Annotated in this window: 9 protein-coding genes; 4 read left to right on the plus strand and 5 right to left on the minus strand. The window is 64.3% G+C overall.

The window, feature by feature from the left end; all coding sequences use genetic code 11:
• Positions 1-23: 23 nt before the first annotated feature.
• The 4 genes from AC3WJD_RS11315 to AC3WJD_RS11330 form a co-directional block, all read right to left on the minus strand.
• Positions 24-1,103 (minus strand): glycoside hydrolase family 43 protein, encoded by a 1,080-nt coding sequence (locus AC3WJD_RS11315; RefSeq protein WP_492746735.1) that lies wholly within the window; start codon positions 1,101-1,103, stop codon positions 24-26.
• A 146-nt stretch (positions 1,104-1,249) separates the two neighbouring features.
• Positions 1,250-4,252: a TonB-dependent receptor gene (locus AC3WJD_RS11320; protein WP_492746736.1), complete on the minus strand. Its 3,003-nt coding sequence runs from the start codon at positions 4,250-4,252 to the stop codon at positions 1,250-1,252.
• A 167-nt stretch (positions 4,253-4,419) separates the two neighbouring features.
• On the minus strand, positions 4,420-6,393 hold the full coding sequence (locus tag AC3WJD_RS11325) for a glycoside hydrolase family 2 protein (RefSeq protein ID WP_492746737.1): 1,974 nt from the start codon (positions 6,391-6,393) through the stop codon (positions 4,420-4,422).
• Between the two features lie 26 nt (positions 6,394-6,419).
• Positions 6,420-8,801 carry a GH92 family glycosyl hydrolase gene (locus AC3WJD_RS11330; RefSeq protein ID WP_492746738.1) on the minus strand — a complete coding sequence of 794 codons (2,382 nt, stop codon included), beginning with the start codon at positions 8,799-8,801 and terminating at the stop codon, positions 6,420-6,422.
• A gap of 373 nt (positions 8,802-9,174) precedes the next feature.
• Between AC3WJD_RS11330 and AC3WJD_RS11335 the strand changes: the two genes are divergently transcribed.
• The 4 genes from AC3WJD_RS11335 to AC3WJD_RS11350 all read left to right on the plus strand — a co-directional run bounded on the left by AC3WJD_RS11335 (position 9,175) and on the right by AC3WJD_RS11350 (position 21,151).
• Entirely contained in the window at positions 9,175-10,437 is a 1,263-nt protein-coding gene (locus AC3WJD_RS11335; protein ID WP_492746739.1) for a sugar MFS transporter, read from the plus strand.
• A gap of 123 nt (positions 10,438-10,560) precedes the next feature.
• Positions 10,561-12,912: a GH92 family glycosyl hydrolase gene (locus tag AC3WJD_RS11340; RefSeq protein WP_492746741.1), complete on the plus strand. Its 2,352-nt coding sequence runs from the start codon at positions 10,561-10,563 to the stop codon at positions 12,910-12,912.
• Between the two features lie 531 nt (positions 12,913-13,443).
• The gene (locus tag AC3WJD_RS11345; protein WP_492746743.1) at positions 13,444-19,896 is read left to right on the plus strand and encodes an autotransporter domain-containing protein; all 6,453 of its coding nucleotides are present in this window, start codon (positions 13,444-13,446) and stop codon (positions 19,894-19,896) included.
• A 214-nt stretch (positions 19,897-20,110) separates the two neighbouring features.
• Entirely contained in the window at positions 20,111-21,151 is a 1,041-nt protein-coding gene (locus tag AC3WJD_RS11350; protein WP_492746750.1) for a rod shape-determining protein, read from the plus strand.
• 57 nt (positions 21,152-21,208) lie between these two features.
• Here AC3WJD_RS11350 and AC3WJD_RS11355 read toward each other — a convergent pair.
• Positions 21,209-22,452, minus strand: a protein-coding gene (locus tag AC3WJD_RS11355) for an IS3 family transposase (RefSeq protein ID WP_492746744.1) whose coding sequence is annotated in 2 segments (ribosomal slippage) — positions 21,209-22,098 and positions 22,098-22,452 — 1,245 coding nt in all. Because the reading frame shifts where the segments join, the coding sequence is not laid out codon by codon here.
• Positions 22,453-22,689 lie beyond the last annotated feature (237 nt).

Below are 22,689 nucleotides of genomic sequence, written 5' to 3' on the forward strand. Positions count from 1 at the left end.
TGAACGAGCTCTTGCTCAAAACCTTACTCCCCTTGCTTGTTCGTGGGCGCCGGACGCGTGGCCACAAGCGGCCGCGGTGCCACGCCTTTGTTGGTCATCACGATCGGGCGGATCGTGCCATCGGTGTTGAAGATCATGCGGTCGATCGCGAGCTCGCGATGCTCGCCCTTGTCGGTGTCGAGCGGTCGGCGGTGATAGGCGATGTACCACTCGTCGGTGCCCGGGACGTTCACCACCGAATGATGCCCCGCCCCCCGCGCAATAGCGAAGTCTTGCGCCAGAATCTTGCCCATCGGCTTGAACGGTCCCGTCGGGCTCGACCCCATCGCATAGGCGACGCTGTAGTCGGGGCCCGTCCAGCCGCCCTCGGACCACATCAGGTAATAGACGCCCTTGCGCTCGATCATGAACGAACCTTCGACATAGCCCGGCGGGGTTATCTCCTTGAACAGCGTGCCATCCTCATGGGGCACGACCGACTTCAGATCCTTGCTGAGCCTGACGACGTTGCAGTGCTTCCAGCCGCCATAATAGAGATAGACCTGTCCGTCCCTGTCACGGAAGGCGAAGGGATCGATGGGCTGCGCGCCATTGTGGAACCTGTCGATCAGCGGCTTGCCGATCGCGTCCCGGAACGGGCCGCCGGGGTGATCGCTCACCGCCAGCCCGATACCGCCCGGCTCCGCGTCACTCTGGATGTCGTTGGCGCTGAAGAACATGTAGTATTTGCCGTTGGCCTCGATCACCGAGGGCGCCCAGACCGCATAGGCGGCCCAGCCGACATTCTCGACGTCGAGCACATGCTCGTGCTTCGTCCAGTGGACGAGGTCGGTCGAGGAAAAGGCGTTGAAGAAGGTCTGGATGGCGTAGGACGGCCGCAGCATCTGCCGCTTTCGCAAGTCCTGCTGCGCAGGCGAGAAGCGGTGCGAAACATCGGGCTCGCCGAAATGATCTGAATAGGTGGGATAGATCCAGTAACGGCCTTGGAAGACGTGGATCTCGGGATCGGCATACCAGCCGGGCACGATCGGGTTCGACGCCAGTGCCGATCCTGCCACCAGCAGCGCGGCCGCAGTTGCGATGCCCGCTAGATGCTTCCTCATCGCCCGACGCCTACCCCTTGCAATCCACACAGCCCCCTGCGCGATACTCCCCGGTCATCTCCCGCCAGGTGCAGACGGCACCTGGCGGGATCGGAGGGGGATGGCGGAGGCTGAAACCATCCCCTGGGGACCTTTAACCGGAGACCTCAGAAATTATACGAGATGCCGACATAGCCGCGGCGCCCGAAATAGTTCCTGTAGGTGAAACGATCCTTGGTGTCGTTGCCAAGGTACCGGCTTTCTTCCGACTTGGTGAGGTTGATGATCGATGCGGTGAGCACCAGGTTGTCGAACAGTTCGTAGGATGCGTTGAGGTCGACCTGCTGGTAGGGCCGGGTGTATTCGTTCAGGCCCGAGGCGAGACCGCCAACCACGGTGCCGCGACGGTTGTACGAGGCACGCAGCAGCAGCTTGTCGTTTTCATAGAATACCGAGGCGTTGACCTGCGTCTTGGAGCTTCCGACCAGCGCCGATGTGCCGACCTTCTGCCCGTCGAGCGTGATATCGGCCTTCGACGTGTCGTTATAGGTGAAGTTCACCTGCGCACCGAGGCCGAAGGGCAGCGTGTGCTGTGCATAAAGCTCGATGCCCTGCGATACTGCGTTCGAGCCGTTGGCGACCGTCGAATAGGGTTGGATCAGCACCTGCTCGCCCGCCACCTCGCGCGTCACGTCGATCACGAGCGGCACGACGAAGTCGGACACCTCCTTGCGGAACAGCGTCGCGCCCAGCACCGAACCCTGCTGGAAATACCATTCGATGCCGAGGTCGTACTGCCATGCCGAGAAGGGCTTCAACTCGGCGTTGCCGCCGCTGCCCGACCAGCCCTCGAATTCGCCGAACTGGCCACGGTCATAGGCATATTCCGCCGAGCGATAGGTCAGCGAACGCTGCGAGCCCAGGTCGTTGAAGGACGGACGCGCGATCACCTTAGCGACCGCACCGCGCAGCAGCACGTCGGGCGTGACCTCGTAGGCGACGTTCAGGCTGGGAAGCCAGTCGGTATAGGTTTTCGACTGATCGACGCGCGTGTTGACGATGTCCTCGCGGTCGTCGCGCGGAAGCACAAGGCAGTTGCCGTCCGGCCCCAGCGGCGGCGGCGAGAAGGGGCCGCCCGGGCCGTCGACGCAATAGTCGTTCAGATACTGGAGCCGATCCGAGGTGTTGCCCGACTGCTTGGTATTGGCGACGCGCAGGCCGATATTGCCGCGGAAGCCGCCGCTTTCGAAATTGGCCTGGACATAACCACCCCAGACGCGCTCACCGAGATCATAGACGAAGTCGGTCTCCTCGACACGCACCGCGGGGCCGTAGGTCGAGTTCAGGTGCGCCAGGTAGCGATTGAAATCGATCCCGGGGAACGAACTCGCGTTGAAGCCGCCCGCGATGTTGCCGATGGGCTTGTCGTAGAAGAATTCAGGGAGCGCGACCGCGCCCTGCGGCGTGTCCTGATAGCGCTGCTTGGTCGCGGCATTCGCATACCATTCGTTGCGCCCGGTTTCGCGGTGGATGCTGAGGTCGCGCCACTTCGCGCCGACCTGGACCGAGCTGAGGAAGCTGTCCTCGAAGCGCTGGGTCAGGTCCAGCTGAGCATAACGCTGCGCAAGCTCGCTGTTGACGAAGCTCGAACCGGTCGAACCGATATCGATCTGCGCGATGCCCTTCTTGATATTCTCCTGGAGTTCGGGCGAGAATTCCATGTTGACCCGACCGTTCGAGAAATCCCAGGCGCTCAGGAAGTTGCCGTTCTGCTCGGCGCCCGTGGTCGTGAGGCGCGGCTTCGCGGCAACATTGAACCGCATCGACGGCCCGCCGCTTGCCTTGGTCTTGCCGAGCTTGAGCACGGCGTCGAAGCTATCCCGGTTGAACGCAACCTCGGTTTCGAAGGTGTCCGAAACCTGCTTCTCGCGGCTGAAGCTGCCGGCGAGCTGCGGCGTCTCCATGGTGCAGGGCGGATTGTTGGCGAGGCACCCCGTCCCCGCTGCAGGCACCTGGAACTGCGCCGACTGGAAGATGGTTCCGCTCTTGTCGAACTCCGCGCCCGTGAAGAAGTTGCCATAACCCCATTCGGGAATCTTGAGCACGTTGCTCACGAAATTGCTGCTATACTCGAAACGGAAATAGTTCGAGGTGACGGTCAAGTCCTCGAACGGACGCACCTGGACCGTCGCCTGGATTCCATAGCGCTCGCGATCCTGGTTGAAGACTTCGGTGTTGACCGATTGCGGCGCCCAGTATCCCGAATAATGCTGTCCGCCCTGTGTGGTCGTGCCGCCGCCCGGCCAGTAGGAGATGGCGTCGTCATTGGCGAACGGGTTTCCGTTGACGTCGGTCGCGGGGGTGATGATGTCGCCGTTGGCATCGCGATCGCTCCACCAGCGCCAGGTTTCGGTCGAGCCGCGCAGTTCGCGGTTCGAACGCTTCTGGTAGACGCCGCCAACGAGCACGCCGAAGGTCTCGTCATCGTTCTTCCACGAGACCTGGCCGGCGAACTGCGGCTCGAATTTCTCGGTCGTGTCGGAATAGGTGCCTTCCGCCGAGACGAAGCCGGACCATGCGGGTACGTCGAACGGGCGACGGGTATTGAGGATGATCGTACCGCCGACGCCGCCTTCCTCGAGACGGGCTTCCGACGACTTGTAGACCTCGGTGCTGGCGATGAAGTTCGACGGTAGCAACACATAATTGAACGAGCGCTGCGGATCGCCACTGTCGGCGCCGGCGAGGAAGTTGCCGTTGAGCAGCGACAGAGTCAGTCCCGGCTGAAGGCCGCGAATGCTGACGCGGCTGCCTTCGCCGCCGTCGCGCGTGATGACCACGCCGGGCACGCGCTGCAGCGAGTCGGCGACGTTCTTGTCGGGGAATTTGCCGATGTCCTCGGCGGTGATGATGTCCACGACAGCGTTCGATTCGCGCTTCTGACGAAGGCTTTCCTCGATCGATTCGCGATAGCCGGTGACAACAATCGCCTCGGCATCATCGGCGGCACCCGATGCCTGCTGAGCCGCGGCATCCTCGGTCGTCGGTTGCGCGTCCTGCGCATGCGCCGCGGCGGTCATGCCGGCAATGACGCTTGCCGACAGAAGCAGGTGGCGGATCATTTTACCCCGCACGATGCCGCGACCAAAACTGGCTTGCCCCAAATTCATTTCTGACATCCTCCCAACTCGGGGTGATCTCCACCCTCGCATTTGATTGCCTCCCCGCCCGAACGAATTTGGCGAGGCGATTCCCATCGATGCTAATTCCAGAATAAAAAAAGCAATTTGTCAATTGTATTGTCCGAAGCAAAATTCTCCTGATCAAATATTTGATATTATGGATTTTTCTTGGACGGCTTCGACGCCTGTGCGCCCTGCTCCGACAGCGGCGCAGCAATGTCCGCGAGCGCCTTTGCCGATGCCTTGGGGACCGCGCGGTCATAGGTCAGCAGACCATTGACCTCGCCCTCGACGTCGCTGGTCTGGGTGTAGACCGCGGCGCTGAGGCCATGCTCTTTAGCCTGCCGGATCACGCCCTCCAGCTTGAGCCGGAAACGCGCAAGATAGTCGGCTTCGTCCTTGGCGGTCTGATACCCCCAGTTGCGCTTGCCTGACCACCACAGATGGCCGCCGACCGGCATGCCGATGCCGCCATATTCGCCCAGCACGATGGCGCGGCGCGCCTGACGTTCGGGCGTCCTCGGCACATCCTCATAGGTGTGGATGTCGAACACGTCCGACACATCGGGCGCGACGTCGAGCCACCCGCTGTCGGCATTGACGAGCCGGCTCGGGTCCATGCCCTTCGTGTACCGCGCCAGCGTCGCAGAATCGTACTGGCCCCAGCCCTCGTTGTTGATCACCCACATCACGATCGAGGGGAAGCCGCGCAGATCGCCGATCATGCGCGTAAGCTCGTCCTGATGCTGCGCCATCATGTCGGACGACATCACCGCCTGGCTCTTGCTCGTGCCGGTGACAAACTGGTCCTCGCCCCCGCCCGACGGCATGTCCTGCCAGATCAGCATGCCCAGCCGGTCGGCGTCGTAATAATAGCGCGCGGGCTCGATCTTGATGTGCTTGCGCACCATGTTGAAGCCCGCCTGCTTGAGGAAGACGAGATCGCTCTTCATCGCTTCCTCGGACGGCGGTGTGTGCAGCCCGTCTGGCCACCATCCCTGGTCGAGCGTGCCGTGCTGGAAATAGGGCTTGTTGTTGAGCAGCAGCACAGGCTGGCCGTGGACCGCCCCCGGCCCGACCGAAATCTTGCGCATGCCGAAATAGCTTTCGACGCCATCCCGAGGCGCACCAACTACCTGTGCGGCGGCGTAGGTCTTGCGCTCCCCCTCGGTGAAGCGAGCGTCATAGGCCTTGCGGTCGCGGTCCTCGTGCCCCGCATAGGGATCGCGCACCGTCACCAGCTCAGCCTTGAGGTCGTAGAGGAACGGGTTCTCAGGCGACCAGAGCCTCGCGCTCGGGATCGCCAGCGTCGCATGGCGATTGGCGCGAACGACCGTAGAGGCGATCGTCTTGCCGCCCGCGCTCGCCGTTATCCGGACCGCATCGGTATCATTCGCCCAGCTGCTCAGCGCTACGTCCACCTCGACAACGCCCCGGTCGATATCGGGGGTAGCGCGCACATCGGCGATGTGCAGCTTGGGCACGGGCTCGAGCCAGACGGTCTGCCAGATCCCGCTGACGGCGGTGTACCAAATGCCATCGGGGTCGAGGATCTGCTTGCCGCGCGGCTGGCTGCCCGCGCTCGTCGGATCGGCCACCTGGACGATCAGTTCATTCTCGCCCGACCGGAGATAGGGCGTGATGTCGAGGCCGAAGGCATCGAAGCCGCCCTTGTGGCCGCCGACAATCGCGCCGTTGACCCAGATTTTCGCCTCGTAATCGACCGCGCCGAAATTGAGCATCACGTTCTGGCCGGCCCATGCGGCGGGCACGGTGAAGCTGCGGCGATACCAGATGCGATCCTCGGGACCCACGCGGCGCGCCACCCCCGACAGGCGCGATTCGACAGCGAAGGGGACGAGGATCTTGCCGTCCATCTGCTGCGGCATCGCGACCGCGGGCGGCGTGATCGCATAGTCCCAGAGACCGTTCAGATTCTGCCACGCATCGCGCCGCAGCTGCGGGCGCGGATAGCTGCGCCACGCATTTTCGGGCGTCACTTCACGCCCCCAGCGCGTCATCACCTCACCGGTGAAAACCTTGTCCTGCGCCGCTGGCTCGGGCGCCTGCGCCGACACAGGGCCAAACGGTGCCGCCGCGCACAGGAGCGCCACCGCCAGCATACGCATGCGCGATGCGGCCGTTCCTGCCGCTTTCATCGCGCGGCCTCCGACATCGAGGGCGGCGCCGCATCGGGCGCGCTGCCCCATCCGGGATTGGGCTTGGGGCCCATCTTCAACACCAGCTTAGCTCCATTCTTGATGTCGCCATGGCTGAACCACGGTTTTGTCCAAGCCCTGCCGTTCAGCGTTGCCGACTGGACGTACATATTTTCAGCCGAGTTGTTCTCCGCGATGATCTCAAGCGCCCGGCCGTTGCCCATGCGCAGCCTGACGCGATCGAAAATGGGGCTGCCGATGACGTAGTGCGGCGTCGAGGGATCGACGGGGTAGAAGCCCATCGCGCTCATCGCATACCAGGACGAGGTCGCGCCCTGGTCATCCATCCCCGGATAGCCATAGCCGGCGGCATCGCTTCCATAGAGCTGGTCGAGGATGCGGCGCACCAGCGCCTGCGTCTTCCAAGGCTGGCCGCTCCAGGCATAGAGATAGGGCGCCTGCTGGTCGGGCTGGTTGCCCTGGACATATTGCCCGATCATGCCTGTGCAGTCGCGACAAATGCCCTTGGGATTGTATGGCGTGTCGAAGAACGCATCGAGCTTGGCGTTGAAGGCTTCGCGGCCGCCGAGCAGGTCGATCAGCCCCTGCACGTCGTGCGGCACGAGCCATAGGGTCGACCAACCCGACGCCTCCTTCATCATGAAGTTGTAATAGGGCTCAGCCGGATCGAAGGGCGAAATCCACTTCCCGTCCTCGGTCCGGCCGCGCATGAATCCCGTCGAGGCATCGAAGACATTGCGGTAATTGCCCGCGCGCTTCAGGAACAGCGCCTGGTCGTCCGTCCGGCCGAGCCGCCGCGCCATCAGCGCCAGTGCATGATCGTCCCAGGCATATTCGAGCGTCTTGTCGGCGCCCGCCTTGCCGCCGGCATAGGGCGGGCTGGGATTCCCCTCGGGCACGATGTCCGAGATCCAGCCCTTTGCCATATATTCGGACAGATAGCCGCGCGGCCCCTTGGGATCGGTCGCGTTCTTGCGAAGATACTCATAGGCGGCCGCGTAATCGAACGGGATGCCGCGTTCCATCGCACCGAGATAGAGGAACACCGCATTGTCGCCGTGGAACGAGGTGTTCATGAACCCGCGCTCGCGCGCCATGTCGAGCTCCGAGCGCATGATGTCCTGCACCAGCTCGGGCTCCATCAACTCGAGCAACGCGATCTGGTTGCGACCGGTATCCCAGAAAGGCACGGGGCTGTAGCGGTCATAGTCCGCCGTCTTCACCTGCCCCTTGCTGTCGGTGAACCGCTCTCCCTTGGCGGCAATGAGCCGGGGACTCGCGAAGGACTGGAACAGCGTCGAATAGAAAAGCTTGCGCTGCTTCGGCGTGCCGCCGGTGATCTCGACACGACCCAGGAGCTTCGCCCATTCAGCGCGCGCCTCATCGTGAACGCGCTTGAAATCCCAACCGGGATTCTCGGCGCGCAGTCGCTGCTCGGCCTCGGCATAGCTGTGGCCGTGCGCGATCTTCATCAGCACCTGCTCGCCCTGGCTGGTGGCGAAGGTGACATAGGCGCCCGCATAATTGCCGCTGACACCGCGCCTTTCAGCGTCGACATCCTGCTCGCCTATGCCCCACCCCTTGCGGTCGATCGCCGCCCGGAAGGTGCCCTGCGCGCTGAATGGCTTTGAGAATTCGGCGACGAAATAGGGCCCGTCCGCCGCGTTCTCGCGGTCCTTCGAGACGCCGCGCACGACGCGGTCGCTCACGATCTCGACGTCGCCACCCTCGCGCGGCAGGTTGATGATGACGTTCGCCCGCTCGCTCTCCGGAAAGGTGAACCGCATCATGCTGGTCCACTGCGTCGCAGTCAGCTCCACCTGCGTCCGGAAGGTGTCGAGATAGACCGAATAATATCCGGGCGAGGCGGCCTCGCGCGCCTTGTCGTAGTAGGACTGGCTGTAGGCGGGCGGCACGGTCCAGTCACCCACGACCGGCATGACGATCGGCTTCGCATTGCCGCCATAGGTGGCACCGCCGCCGCCGGTAAAACCGATCATCGTGGGATTGGGATAGTGATAGGGCGCGGGAACGCCCGTGGGATAGCTCAGCTCGAGATTGACGTTGACCGGCGCGGTCTCGACCGCGCTATGCGGCAACCGCGCGCCCGGAGACGTCTGGCCCGAATAGACGGGTTCACCGGGAGGCGGCGCGTTGCCGATCAGGTCCTTGCGGTCCAGCGGCGCAGTCCCGACCAGCGGGTTGGCTTCTTCGACGGATTGGTCGGGTCGGCTCGCTGCTACACCGGCCTGGCCAAAGGCCGTATCCGCGCCGATCAGCGCGACCGCGGCGACCGAGAGCAGGCAGATTCGGCCAAGCGCTGGTGAAGATACGTGCAACCCAGCAGTTCGCTCCATCGGCCCCTCTCCTTCTTTTTTCCAGCTTTCCGGGTCGCCGACGTTTGCGCCTTCCGACCGTCCGGATGGCCGCCACATTCATTAAACAAATTAATTTTGTCAATTGGTTTTAATAAAGCAATTTTCTAATTGTAAAACATTCGAGCCACGCCCACTCAGTTTGGAGGGCGTAACCTGCATGGCGCCCCGCCGAGCACCGGATGCGTCGAGAGGTGATGGGGGGGTGACGTCGCGAGGACAACCGCTCTACGGTCGCCGCGCACGGGAGCGCGCGAAGCAACACGAATTAGAAAACCAATTTTACTAATTTGGAACCCGTGATATTCCCCTGCCGGCAACCACGCGATCCGGATTCATCCGGACAGGAGAGGACATGACATCTACCCGAACGAATTCATCCTTCGCCTATGTCACCGTGCTGTTCTTCATCTGGGGGGCGGTGACGTCGGTCAATGATGTGCTGATCCCCGCGGTGAAGATGATCTTCTCGCTCACCGACGCCGAGAGTTTCCTCACGCAGTTCGCCTTCTTTCTTGCCTATGGCATCGTATCGCTGCCGGCGGCCGCCATCCTCGGTCGCATCGGAGCGGCGAATGCGATCATCGTCGCACTCGCCACGATGATCGTCGGGTGCCTCATCATGCCGCTTGCAACGCTGGTTCACGCCTATCCGATCGTGCTCGTGGGCCTCTTCGTGATCGCGTCGGGAATCACGCTTCTCCAGGTTGCCGCAAACCCGCTGTCAGCGGTGCTGGGACCGCCCGAGCGATCGCACTTCCGGCTGGTGCTGAGCCAGGCCTTCAACTCCTTCGGCACTGTCGTCGGCCCCTATCTTGCCGCGCATACGCTGCTGCAGGGCGGCCTGTTCGACGGCGGCGAGGTGACCCAGGCCAAGATCGCCTATTCGCTCGGACGTATCGACATCGCCTATCTCTTCATCGCGACAGTGATCGGGGTGCTTGCGATCTTCCTTTGGCGCGCGCGCGGGCAGATCACCGCCGCGGCGCCGCGGCCGGAGGCGAGCGCGTCGATCGGCAGTGCCTTTTCCTCGCGCTGGGCGCTCGCCGGCGCGGCCGCGATCTTCCTTTATGTCGGCGCGGAGGTGGCGATCGGCAGCGCGCTCGTAAACTTCCTCGAGCAGCCCGACGTCCTTGCGGTCAGCGCCGTTCGCGCGGGCAGCCTTGTCAGCCTGTACTGGCTGGGCGCGATGATCGGCCGTTTCGTCGGCTCGGCCCTGCTCACGCGCCTGCCGGCGGGCCCGCTCCTGGCCGTGGCGGCGGGCTTTGCCGCTCTGATGTGCCTGGTCGTGAGCCAATCGACGGGCAGCGTCGCCGGAATCACCGCCCTTTCGATCGGCCTTTTCAATTCGATCATGTTCCCGGTGATCTTCACCCTCACCATCGAGCGTTCGTCCGCGCCACCTTCGGCTACCTCGGGACTGCTGTGCATGGCGATCGTCGGTGGCGCCTTTGTCCCGCTGGCCTTTGCCCAGGTGGCGGACGTCACGGGCAGCCGCTTCGTCGCGTTCCTGGTGCCGATGCTTTGCTATCTGCTGATCCTTGTCTTCGGCTGGAGCGCCGCACGCGTCCGCGCATCGCAATCCACCGACGGAGCACTGCCCGCGGCAGGGCACTGAGGTCGGCGCTTCACAGTGCCCCGTCAGGGGTGCTGCGTTGCAGGACAAGACGAACACCGTTCCCAAAAGCCGCGGTCTCGACCACCCTTCCCCTTCCACTTTCCGTCCCGAGGTCCAATCCGTATGCGCGTCGCCTCCAAGATCTCGATCGCCGTCCTGTCGATTGCGCTCGCCGCCTCGGCCGCGCCCGCTTCGGATAGCTATGTTGATGTCGATCCCTTGATCGGCACGGGTGGCGAGGGACACACCTTCCCAGGCGCGGTCGCGCCCTTCGGCATGGTCCAGCTCAGCCCCGATACCGACACCGGCTGCGTGATCCGGGCGTGCTACGATCATGCCGCGGGCTACCGCTACGAGGACCCCACCATCCAGGGATTTTCGCACACGCATTTTTCGGGCGCCGGGCATTCGGATCTTGGCGATTTTCTCGTGATGCCCGTCAGCGGCGACACCGTTCCGCTCGAGCCGGGCGACGCCAAGGCGCCGGGATCGGGTTATCGATCAAGCTACTCGCACAGCGAAGAGCAAGCGCGGCCCGGCTATTATGCCGTGACGCTGAGCGACGCGCATGTGCGTGCCGAGCTGACCGCCGGGACGCGCGTGGGGGCCCACCGCTACAGCTTCCGTCCTTCGGACGCAGCACATCTCGTGCTCGATCTCCGCTCGTCGCTGTACAACTATCCCGGCAAGATACTCTGGTCGTCGATCCGTCTGCACCCGGACGGAACGGTGACCGGCACGCGCGAGACGCGCGGCTGGGCGCCCGCGCGCAAGCTGCATTTCGCAATGCGCTTTTCCGCACCGCTCACGGGTCACGCCTTCGTCAGCAAGGAAGCCGATGTTCCCTACAAGGGTTTCCAAGGCCCTCATCGCGGATCCGATTCCGGACCCGAGCGCTCGGGACGCGCGCTCGTCGCACGCTTCGACTTCGGACGGCTCGACCGCCCATTGGAAATGAAGGTCGCGCTTTCCTCGGTCGACGAGGCCGGCGCCATCGCGAACCTTGCTGCGGAACCCGGCAATTTCGACCAGATCCGAGAGGCGACCGCGACGTCCTGGCGACAGGCATTGGGAGCGATCGAATTCGACGCCCCCGCACCGATGCGCCGCATGCTCAGCACCGCGCTCTACCATACGCTGATAGCGCCCTCGGTCGCCAGCGACGCGGACGGACGCTACCGCGGGCCCGACGACCAGGTTCATCGCGCCGAGGGCTTCACCTACCGCTCGACCTTTTCGCTCTGGGACACGTTTCGCGCCGAGCACCCCCTGCTCACGCTGATCCAGCCTGAAAGCGTCAACAGCGAGATGGTCCGCTCGCTTCTCGCCAGCCAGCAGACAAGCCCGCACGGCATACTCCCGGTCTGGCAGTTCCAGGGCCGCGAGACCTGGACGATGATCGGCTATCATGCCGTGCCGGTGATCGCCGACGCCTGGCTGAAGGGCATTCGCGGTTTCGACGCCAATGCGGCGCTGGACGCCATGGTCAAGAGCGCCAGCTATGCGCCCTATGGCGGGCTCGGCGAATATATGCAGCGCGGCTATGTGCCGATCGACCGCGAGCCCGAGGCCGCGTCCAAGACCGTGGAATATGCCTATGACGACTGGACCATCGCGCGGATGGCGCGCGCGCTGGGCCGGACCGATATCGCGCTGCAGTTCGAGAAGCGCGCGGGCAACTGGCGCAACAGCTTCGACCGGCAAACCGGCTTCGTTCGCGCACGCAAGGCCGATGGCAGCTTCAGGACGCCCTTCGATCCGACCGCGATCAACTATGGATCGGACTATACCGAGGGCAATGCATGGCAGTACAGCTGGTTCGTCCCGCACGACCAGGCGGGGCTGTTCCAGCTGATGGGCGGTGACAAGGCCGCGATCGCCAAGCTCGACCAGATGTTCGAGTATGACAATTCGAAGCTCGATTACAGCCATGCCGAGGACATTGCGGGGCTCATCGGCCAGTACATCCATGGCAACGAGCCAAGCCACCACGTGGCATATCTCTACAACTATGCAGGCGCTCCCTGGCGCACCCAGGAACGGCTGCGACAGATCATCGAGAGCCAGTACAAGGCGGCGCCCGACGGGCTATCGGGCAATGACGATCTCGGCCAGATGTCGGCATGGCTCGTGTTCACCGCGCTGGGCTTCTACCCGGTGGCCCCGGGAAGCCTCGAATATGTCATCGGTCGACCGTTCGTGAACCGCGCCGTGCTCAATTTGCCCAACGGCAAGCGCTTCACGATCGTCGCCGAAGGGCTGGACGAGGCGCATCCCTATGTCGGATCGGTTTCCCTGAACGGCACGCCGCTCGACCGCAGCTTCCTGCGGCATGGCGAAATCACGGCCGGTGGCGAGTTGCGGTTCCGCATGCAGGCCCAGCCCAATCGCGCATGGGCCACATCGCAATCGGCGCGGCCTTTCTCGATGGCATCCGACCGCGGGCAGCCCGCCAGAAGGGGGCGACGGCGGTAGCCGGGCCGAAATGCGCCAAACGTCAGGTCGTCGCTCATCTGCGTCGCCGCGAAGCTCACGTTGACGCGGTCCATATAGCAAAGAGGTAGGCCCAGCCCGATCAGCGGCAAAATGCGCCGCAGGGCCTTCGTTATTGCCGAACGCGCTATCGCCTCCCTGGCGGGGTCGGCGATCCTCCAACACGACTCCCCGCGGCCAGATCCAGTTCGCGGTTCGGCCAGAACGGCGTCAGGCATCATACTCGCCTTACCTGACGCGCAGCACAACATGTTGAGAAATAAGGTCGTTTTCCGCGAGCGGGCAAAACATAGTTAAATATTCATATTTTGTATTCAAAATGGCACCGTCTGCGCGACAGAAGACAGTCTTTCGTGGGGGAGGACCATCATTTCGAACTGGGGGGAGTTCTCGCGTCCATCGGGCGTCTGCCCGCGCCTCGATGGGGATCAAGGCGCGTATTTTTCGCTCGACTTGAACTTGGCGTCTGCCCAGCGTCGGCGTCAAAAGAATCGAGCTGTTTTCCAGGTTGGCGTGGTTCGCCGCGGCGACGGCAGAAACCACCGCTGGCATCTGCGCGCGCGGGGCAGCACGATTGCACTTGCGCTGTGCTGCGCCCTTCTCGCCGACGCCGCGCGTGCGCAGAATGCGGACAGGTACTGGGACCGCAACGGCACGGCCGCCGGGCGGGGCGGCACTGGTACATGGAACACGACCCCGAGCATATGGAGCGCCAATAATGACGGCTTGAGCGGTCCTTACGGCAGCTGGAACAATGCCGGGATCGACAACGCCTTTTTCGGCGGCACCCCGGGGACGGTGACGCTGAGCGTCCCGATCACGGTGCACAACATCACCTTCGAGACAGACGCCTATACACTCAGCGGCAGCACATTGACGCTGAGCGACGTCACGCCGACCATCACCAACAATGCGGGCGTCTCCGCGACCATCAACTCCATCATCGCCGGTACCGCGGGTCTGACCAAGGCCGGTGCCGGCACCTTGACGCTCAATGGCGTCAATAGCTTCAGCGGCGGAATCGCCGTCAATGGCGGCATCCTGAACGTCAACGGCAACGCCGCGTTAGGCGCTGCCAGCAACGGCATCGTGATGGCCGGCGGCACGCAACTCGGCAGCACCGGCGCGCTGGCCGCCACCCGGGTAGTCACGCTGACCAGCGGTAGCGTCACCCTGACCGGCGCGGGCGTGGGCGCGGCGCGCTTCACGGGCGCGGGCGGGATCATAGCGCTGCCTGGTGTCACCCTGAGCAATAACGCCAACGACTATATTGGCCAGACCCGGTTTAACGGGGCGAACGGCACTTATTCCTTCTCGTCCATCGCCGATCTGGGCGTGGCCAGTTCTCTGGGAGCACCTACCACGGTGGCCGACGGCACCGTCCTTGTGACCCCCACCAGTGGCAGCCCAACCCTGAACTACACCGGCACGGGCCACAGCTCCAACCGCAACTGGGCAGTGCAGACCGTCAGCGGAGGCGGCTTTCGGCTTCGCAATGCGGGCAGCGGCACGTTGACGCTGACCGGCAACATCGCGGTGACCGGTACCGGGGCAGGCACCGCCATCTTTGAGGCCGCCGGGTCCAACCTGGACTTGCTCGGCGCGATCAGCATCGCCGCTCCCACAAAGCCCGCGAGCTTCACCGGCTCGAGCGGGCAGACCATCACGCTCGGCGGCGCGAATACCTATGGCGGCACCACCAGTATTGCGAACGTGACGATGCGGGCCCCTGTGCTCGCGAATGCGGGTATCGCCAGTTCCTTCGGCACCGGCACCGGCTCTACCGGCGCCATCGGCGTCAGCAGCAACGGCACATTGAACTATATCGGCGCGGGCGCCAGCACCAACCGGCCATTTACGATCAACAACGGTACCCTCAGCAACAACGGCAGCGGCGCGCTGGCACTGAGCGGCACCGTGGCGATTGCAAACACCGCGACGCTTGGCGGCAGTTTCAGCGGCGCCGCCAACGGCATATCCGGTGTCATCTCGGGCAGCGGCAATCTCGTCCTCAATGGCGCGGGCACCTGGATATTTGCGGGCAACAACAGCTATTCGGGCGGCACCGCGATCAACAGCGGCAATCTGGTGATTGGAAACGGGGGCACCACCGGCACCGCCGGCAGTGGCAATGTGGCCGTCAATTCAGCGGCATCGACGCTGTCGATCAACCGCAGCAACAGTCTCACGTTCAATGGCACATTGAGCGGCCCCGGCACGCTGGCACAGATCGGCACGGGCACGACCGTGCTTACCGCCGCGAGCAGCAGCATTGGCGCCGCCAGGATCAGCGCGGGCACGCTGCAGGTGAACGGTGGACTCACCACGCCGACTCTGACGATGACCGGCACCTCCACCCTGACCGTGAACGGCACCGTGCAAGCAGCAGGCGCCACGACGCCCCTGCTCAGCGGAGATGCCGGCGTAAACAGGATCAACGTCAACGGCGGCGGGATTCTGCGCGTCAATGGCGACCTCGCCGGGGGCAACGATGTCGTGATCCTCGCCGGTACTCTCGATACCGGTGCTGCGCTGCTCAGCCTGGGGGCGGGCGACGATACCCTGACCCTGAACAATGGCGGGGTGATCAGCGGCATGGGCATCGACGCCGGCACCGCCGGGGGCGCCGATACCCTTGTGATCAACAAGACCGCTGCCTTCACCGTCGGTAGCGGAAGCATCAGGGGTTTCGAGCGACTGACCAAGCAGAACGCGGGCGTGCTTACGACCACGGGCAGCCACATGTTCAGCGCGGGCACCCAGATCACTGGCGGCACGCTCGATGTCGACGGGAGCCTCGAGACGCCGACCGTGACGCTGGCAAACGGCACTGCACTGATCGTCGACGGCACGCTGCAGGCGACGGGGGCCGCTCCGACGGCGATCACGGGTAGCACGGGCGTGAACACGGTGACGGTGGGCGCCGGGGGCACATTGCGGGCGACGGGCAGTCTGGGCAATGGTGCTGATGTGCTCGATGTCGCCGGCACGCTCGACACGGGCCCGGGCAGCTTCGATCTGGGCGCGGGCAACGATACGCTGACCATCCATGACGGCACCACGATCCTGGGCAGGGTCGTGGCAGGAGCCGGCACCGATATCTTCAACACCAGCATCGCACTCAACGCCGATCTGGGCGCGGTGCAGGGCTTCGAGACTTTGCGCAAGACCGGCGTCGGGGTGCTCAACCTCAATGGCCCGATGAGCTCGGACTTCACCGCGGTCAATGTGCTCGCGGGCACGCTCAATGTGGCGGCCGGCGGCAGCATCGTCGCCGTGCCGGGAGGCACGCTCGCCACCACGGTCGCCAGTGGCGCGACGCTCATTGTCGATGGCCGCTATACCGCCGGCGCGGGCAACGACACGTTCAACGTATCCGGGATTGTCAGGGGCTTGGGGACGATTGCGCTCGGCAACGGCAATGACGTCCTGACCCTGAACGACGGCGCCGATCTGTCGGCGCTGTCGAGTGCGATCGATGGCGGCGGCGCAACGACCAGCGACCGGGTTGTGCTGAACAATGCTGCGGCGCTGACTTTCCATGGCGGCACCACTGCGGGTTTCGAGCTCCTGACCAAGCAGAACACCGGCACCGCGACGATGACCGGGATCCACATGTTCAGCGCGGGCACCCAGATCACGGGTGGCACGCTGGATGTCGACGGCAGCCTCGAGACGCCGACCGTGACGCTGGCGAACGGCACCGTTCTCGTTGTTGACGGCACGTTGCAGGCGGCGGGGGCGACCCAGGCGACGATCACGGGCAGTACGGGCGCCAACACCGTGACGGTAGGTGCCGCGGGCACGCTGCGGGCGACGGGCAGTCTCGGCAATGGTGCGGACACGCTCGATGTGGCGGGCACGCTCGACACGGGCGCGGGCAGCTTCGATCTGGGCGGCGGCAACGATACGCTGACCATCCATGACGGCACCACGATCCGGGGCAGGGTCGTGGCCGGAACCGGGGCCGACACCTTCAATACCGACATCGCGTTCAGCGCTGACCTGGGCGCGGTGCAGGGCTTCGAGACGCTGAGCAAGACCGGTGCCGGGGTGCTCAACATCAATGGCCCGATGAGCTCGGATTTCACCGTGGTCGAGGTGCTCGCGGGCACGCTCAATGTGGCAGCGGGCGGCAGCATCGTCGCGGCGGCGGGCAGCACGCTCGACACCACCGTTGCGAGCGGCGCGACGCTCACTGTCGATGGCAGCTATACCGCGAGCGCGGACAACGACACGTTCGACGTCTCAGGGGCTGTCAGGGGTTTGGGCGCGATTGCGCTGGGCGATGGCGACGACGTCCTGACCTTGAACGACGGCGCGGACCTCAGCGGCTATACAGGCACGCTCGACGGCGGCGCGCCGCCTGCCAGCGACACTTTGGTGTTGAACAACGCCGTGGCACTGACGTTCGGCAGTGGCACGATCATCAACTTCGAACATCTGAGCAAACAGAACACCGGCACGGCGACGCTTGTCGGAAACCACTACTACAGCATCGGCACCGATATCATCGGCGGCACGCTGGACGTCGACGCCATCCTCGAGACGCCGACCGTGACGCTGGCGAACGACACCGGTCTCGCTGTCGACGGCACGCTGCAGGCGGCGGGGGCGACGCCCGCGGCAATCACGGGCAGTACGGGCGCCAACACCGTGACGGTGGGGACCGCGGGCAGGCTGCGGGCGACGGGCGACCTGGGTGACGGCGTCGACCTGCTCGATGTGGCTGGCACGCTCGACACGGGCGGCGGTGTCTTTGTGCTCGGAGCTGGCGACGATACGCTGACCATCCGTGACGGCACCAATATCCTGGGAACGGTCGTGGCCGGGACCGGGGCCGACACCTTCAATACCGACATCGCGTTCAGCGCCGATTTGGGCGCGGTGCAGGGCTTCGAGACGCTGAGCAAGACGGGCGTCGGGGTGCTCAACATCAATGGCCCGATGAGCTCGGACTTCACCGTGGTCGAGGTGCTCGCGGGCACGCTCAATGTGGCAGCGGGCGGCAGCATCGTCGCGGCGGCGGGCAGCACGCTCGACACCACCGTTGCGAGCGGCGCGACGCTCATCGTCAACGGCAGCTATACGACCAGCGCCAGCGGCGACAGCTTTACCCTGGCCGGCGTTGTGAGCGGCTCAGGCATCGTCGATCTCGGCGACGGCGATGACAGACTGACGCTCAACGACGGCGCGGTGCTCAATAACATGATCAGCGGCGGCGCGCATGGGACGGGCGACCTGCTGATCCTCAACAACGCCGCAGCGCTGAGCTTCGATGCGGGCCGCACGGTCAACTTCGAGACGTTGACCAAGCAGAATACCGGCGCCGTCACGCTGACGGGCAGCCAGAGCTTCAGCGCGGGCACCCAGATCACCGGCGGCATGCTCAATGTTGTGGGAGCGCTGACGACGCCGACGGTCGATGTCGCGCCGGTCGCGGTCCTGGCGGGCAGCGGCCGGATCATGGGCAACGTAAACAATGCGGGCACGATCGCGCCCGGCAACGCGACAGGCGCGATCGGCACGCTGACGGTCGCGGGCAATGTGCGCTTCGCACCGAATTCGCTCTATGCCGCGGACATTGCGGCGAGCGGGACTGGGGATCTGATTGCCGCGAGCGGTACTGCCTTGATCGACGGCGGGACGATCGATGTCGTGGCGATGGACGGAAACTACACACCGGGAAGCCGCTGGACGCTTGTCAGCGCCGCCGGCGGTAGGACAGGTGAGTTCGATGGGCTGACGTTCACCGATCTGCCCTTCGTCAATCTGATCCTGACCTATGACTCCAATCACGTCTATCTTGAGTCGATCCGCAACAATGTGACCTTCTGCGAGCTGGCACGGACCGCCAACCAGTGCGCAGCGGCCGTCGGGTTCGAAAGCACTGGCCTGGGCACGCCGGTGTACGATGCGATCGTTCGCCAGATCCAGGACGACGGCGTGCGGCAAGCGCTTGACGCAATATCGGGTGAGATCCATGCGACGATGCGCAGCGCGATGCTCGAAGACAGTCGCTTCGTCAGGGACGCGGTCAACGATCGCCTGCGCTCATCCTTTGAGGGCGTGGCGGCGAGCGCGGCTCCCGTGATGACCTACGGCGGCCGCGGGGCGCAGCACGCCGCTGCCTCGACCGATGAATTGGCGGTCTGGGGTCAGGCCTTCGGCTCGCTCGGCAGCTTCGACGGCAACGGCAATGCGGCGTCGTTCGATCGCGCAACCGGTGGTCTGTTTCTTGGCGCCGACGTCCTGTTGGGCGACGCTGTGCGGGTCGGTGTTTTTGCAGGCTATGGTCAAAGCAGCGTCGATGTCGATGCGCGCGCATCGACATCCAAGGCCGATACATTCCACGTCGGTGGCTTTGCCGGCATGAAGCTTGCTCGCGTCGGCATGCGTCTGGGCGCGGCGCACGCCTGGCACAAGATCGATGCGAGGCGCTCAATCGCATTCCCGAACTTCCAGGAGACGGCAACCGCCTCCTATGACGCGTCGACTACGCAGCTATTTGGCGAACTGGACTACAAGGTCGAGATCGGTCAGGCAGCGTTCGAGCCCTTCATCGCGCTCGCCCATGTCGAGCAGGAGATCGACGATCTTTCCGAAACGGGCGGCAATGCGGCCCTGCACGGTGTCGGGCGCGACCAGAGCGCGACCTATTCCACCGCGGGCTTCCGCGCCGTGACGCCGCTGACCCCGATCGGTCAGACGCCCGTCAACCTGCGCGCCACGGTCGGGTGGCAGCACGCCTTCGACAGGGTTGCACCCACGGTCAAATTCGCGTTCGATCGCGGTGATCCGTTCTCGATTGCGGGTGTGCCCCTCGCACGCGACCTGCTCGCCGCCGAAACCGGGCTGGAAGGCCAGTTGAGCGAACGCGCGAAATTAGGCGTCTCCTTTAGCAGCCGCATAGGCGATGGCGTCCAGGATCACGGGCTCAAGGCAGGTCTGGCCATCAAATTCTAGGTTTGTATTCTCCGCGGCCCCCCTTTCATCCCTTGTCGCCCGAAAGGGCACCAACCCAAAGCGGCCAACATTCATCATTCGATCGACGGCCCCACCGGCCTTGACTCGACTCCGTGGTTCGCCCAAGCCCGCTTCATTCGGCAGCGCCTGTGGAAACATTTCCTTTTCTCGCCTGTTCATGCCGAGATTCCACGCGAGGTATCCATCTCTCTTCATGCGGCTTCCACGGTTTCTAAGTTTCACCTCGCACGACATGGCGATCGATCTCGGGACGGCGAACACTGTCGTGTATCTGAGTGGTTCGGGCATCGTACTTAACGAGCCGTCGGTCGTAGCCATCGAGACCCGCAACGGTGTGAAACGGGTGAGGGCCGTCGGCAGCGACGCCAAGCTCATGATGGGCAAGACGCCAGACTATATCCAGGCGATACGGCCGTTGCGCGACGGTGTCATCGCCGACATCGACGTTGCCGAACAGATGATCAAGCATTTCATCACCAAGGCGCACGGCGGATCAAGCCGCCTTCCGCGGCGGCCCGAAATCGTCATCTGCGTGCCCTCCGGGTCAACCATGGTCGAACGCCGCGCCATTCGCGATGCTGCGTCGAATGCCGGTGCCTCGCGCGTCTATCTGATCGAGGAACCCATGGCGGCGGCGATCGGGGCGGGCCTGCCCGTCACCGAGCCCATTGGAGCGATGGTCGTCGATATCGGCGGCGGGACGACCGAGGTGGCGGTGCTGTCGCTACGCGGCCTTGCCTACAGCAATTCGGTGCGCGTGGGGGGCGACAAGATGGATGACGCCATTTCCTCCTATATCCGACGCAAGCACAATCTGATGATCGGCGAAGCGACGGCCGAACGCATCAAACAGGGTTTTGGCAGTGCGATCATCCCGTTGGACGATGGCCCCACTCTTCGTGTCAAGGGACGCGACCTTGTCGCAGGTGTGCCCAGGGAGATCAGCATCACCCAGGGTGAAGTTGCGGAAGCGATTGCGGAACCTGTCAGCCAGATTGTCCAGGCGGTGCGCCTTGCGCTCGAATATACGCCGCCCGAACTCGCGGCCGACATTGTGGACCAGGGCATCGTCATGACCGGTGGTGGCGCACTGCTCCAGCGCATCGACGAAGTGCTGGGGCAAGCAACCGGCCTCCCCGTGTCGATCGCCGATAATGCCTTGACCTGCGTCGCCATGGGTGCGGGCGCCGCGCTGGAAGATCCGCAATACCGGGGTGTTCTGACGCAGCAATAGTAATTGCTCGCATTGGGTCAGGCCGAGGCGTTACACCATGGTCGCTGTTGTTGCCCCCTAAAGGCCGGACAGGCCCTCCTGGGTTGAGCGGTCGATAAACTCGCGCGGGGATCTATAGCCGAGGGCGCGATGCGGATGCACGCGATTATAATGCTCGAACCAGATCGGGAGCTGATCGATGACGGTTTGCGCGTCGGGTTTGTCGTGGACGCGGACATAATCGCGCTTGAGGGTACGAACGAAGGCCTCCGCCATGCCATTGCTCTGCGGGCTTTCGACGGGCGTGGTGCGGGGGATCAGGCCGATGTCGCGGGCGAAGCGGCGGGTGTCGTGCGCGGTGTAGCAACTGCCATTGTCGGTGAGCCACTCGATCGTTTTGGGCAAGCGGTTCACCTGTCCGAAGCGGTGTTCGACGGTCGCGACCATGAGGTCGCGGACATCCTCGGCGGTGATGCCGCCGGTGGTGGCGACATAGCCCATGGCCTCGCGGTCGCAGCAGTCGAGTGCGAAGGCGACGCGGACCTTCTCGCCATTGTCGCAGCCGATCTCGAGCCCGTCGGAGCACCAGCGGGTGTTGCGCGTGTCGACGGCGATCCGGCCATCGTGGCGCCGCTCTTCGCCACGCCCGCTGTGTCGCTGGAGCAGCAGGCCGTGAAGCTTCATGACGCGGTAGACGCGCTTGGGATTGGGCGCTGCGCGCCCGTTTTGCTCGGCCTGACGGCGGAGCAGTGCGTGGACGCGGCGATAGCCGTAGGTTGGCAGATCGGCGATCAGCGCACGGATGTCGGCAACGAGCTCGGCGTCGGGCAAGGGCGGCCGTCCGCGGCGCCGGCGCTGCGCGGGCTGACGCATCGCCGACAGGTGCGGCCGTGAGATGCCCACGGCTTGAGCAACCGCGCTCACTGTCCACCCTCGGGCCACGAGGTCGAGCGCAACAGCCGTTTTTTTGGGCCTGCGGCCCGGGAGACTGCCTCACGCAGCAGTTCGTTCTCCATCGTCTTCTTGCCAAGGAGACGCTGCAGCTCGCGCACCTGCGCTTCCAACGCGCGATATTCCGAGGCCGGCACCACCTCCTCGCCCGCGCTGGCCGCGGTGAAGGCACCCTGCGCCATGAGCCGTCGCCAGGTGAAGAGCTGGTTGCCGGCAATGCCGTGGCGGCGCGCGACAAGCGACACGCTCATCCCCGGGAGATAGGTCTCCTCGACGATGCGGATTTTCTCGTCGACCGACCACCGCCGTCGGCGCTGGACCGAGGTGATCACCTCCACGCGGTCATACTTACCAGTCATACTGTCAGGCATATAACTCACACTTCCATAAGTGCGAGGGCCTGTCCGGCCTTTAGGGGGCTACTTCAGTCGCCCCCGATGGGCGCGCACGCGCAGGTTGCTCGCCCACTCGAGCGACGTGCACGGTCGCGATGGCGCCATTGGCGCGCGCCCGGTGTTTGGGGGCGGGAGTAATAAAAAAGCCCCTCTGGCTGGAGCCGAGGGGCTGCGTGTTGGCAGGTTGAGACCTGGTTGCGGGAGCAGGATTTG

Source organism: Sphingobium sp. FW306-1B-F04DB (assembly GCF_058781925.1).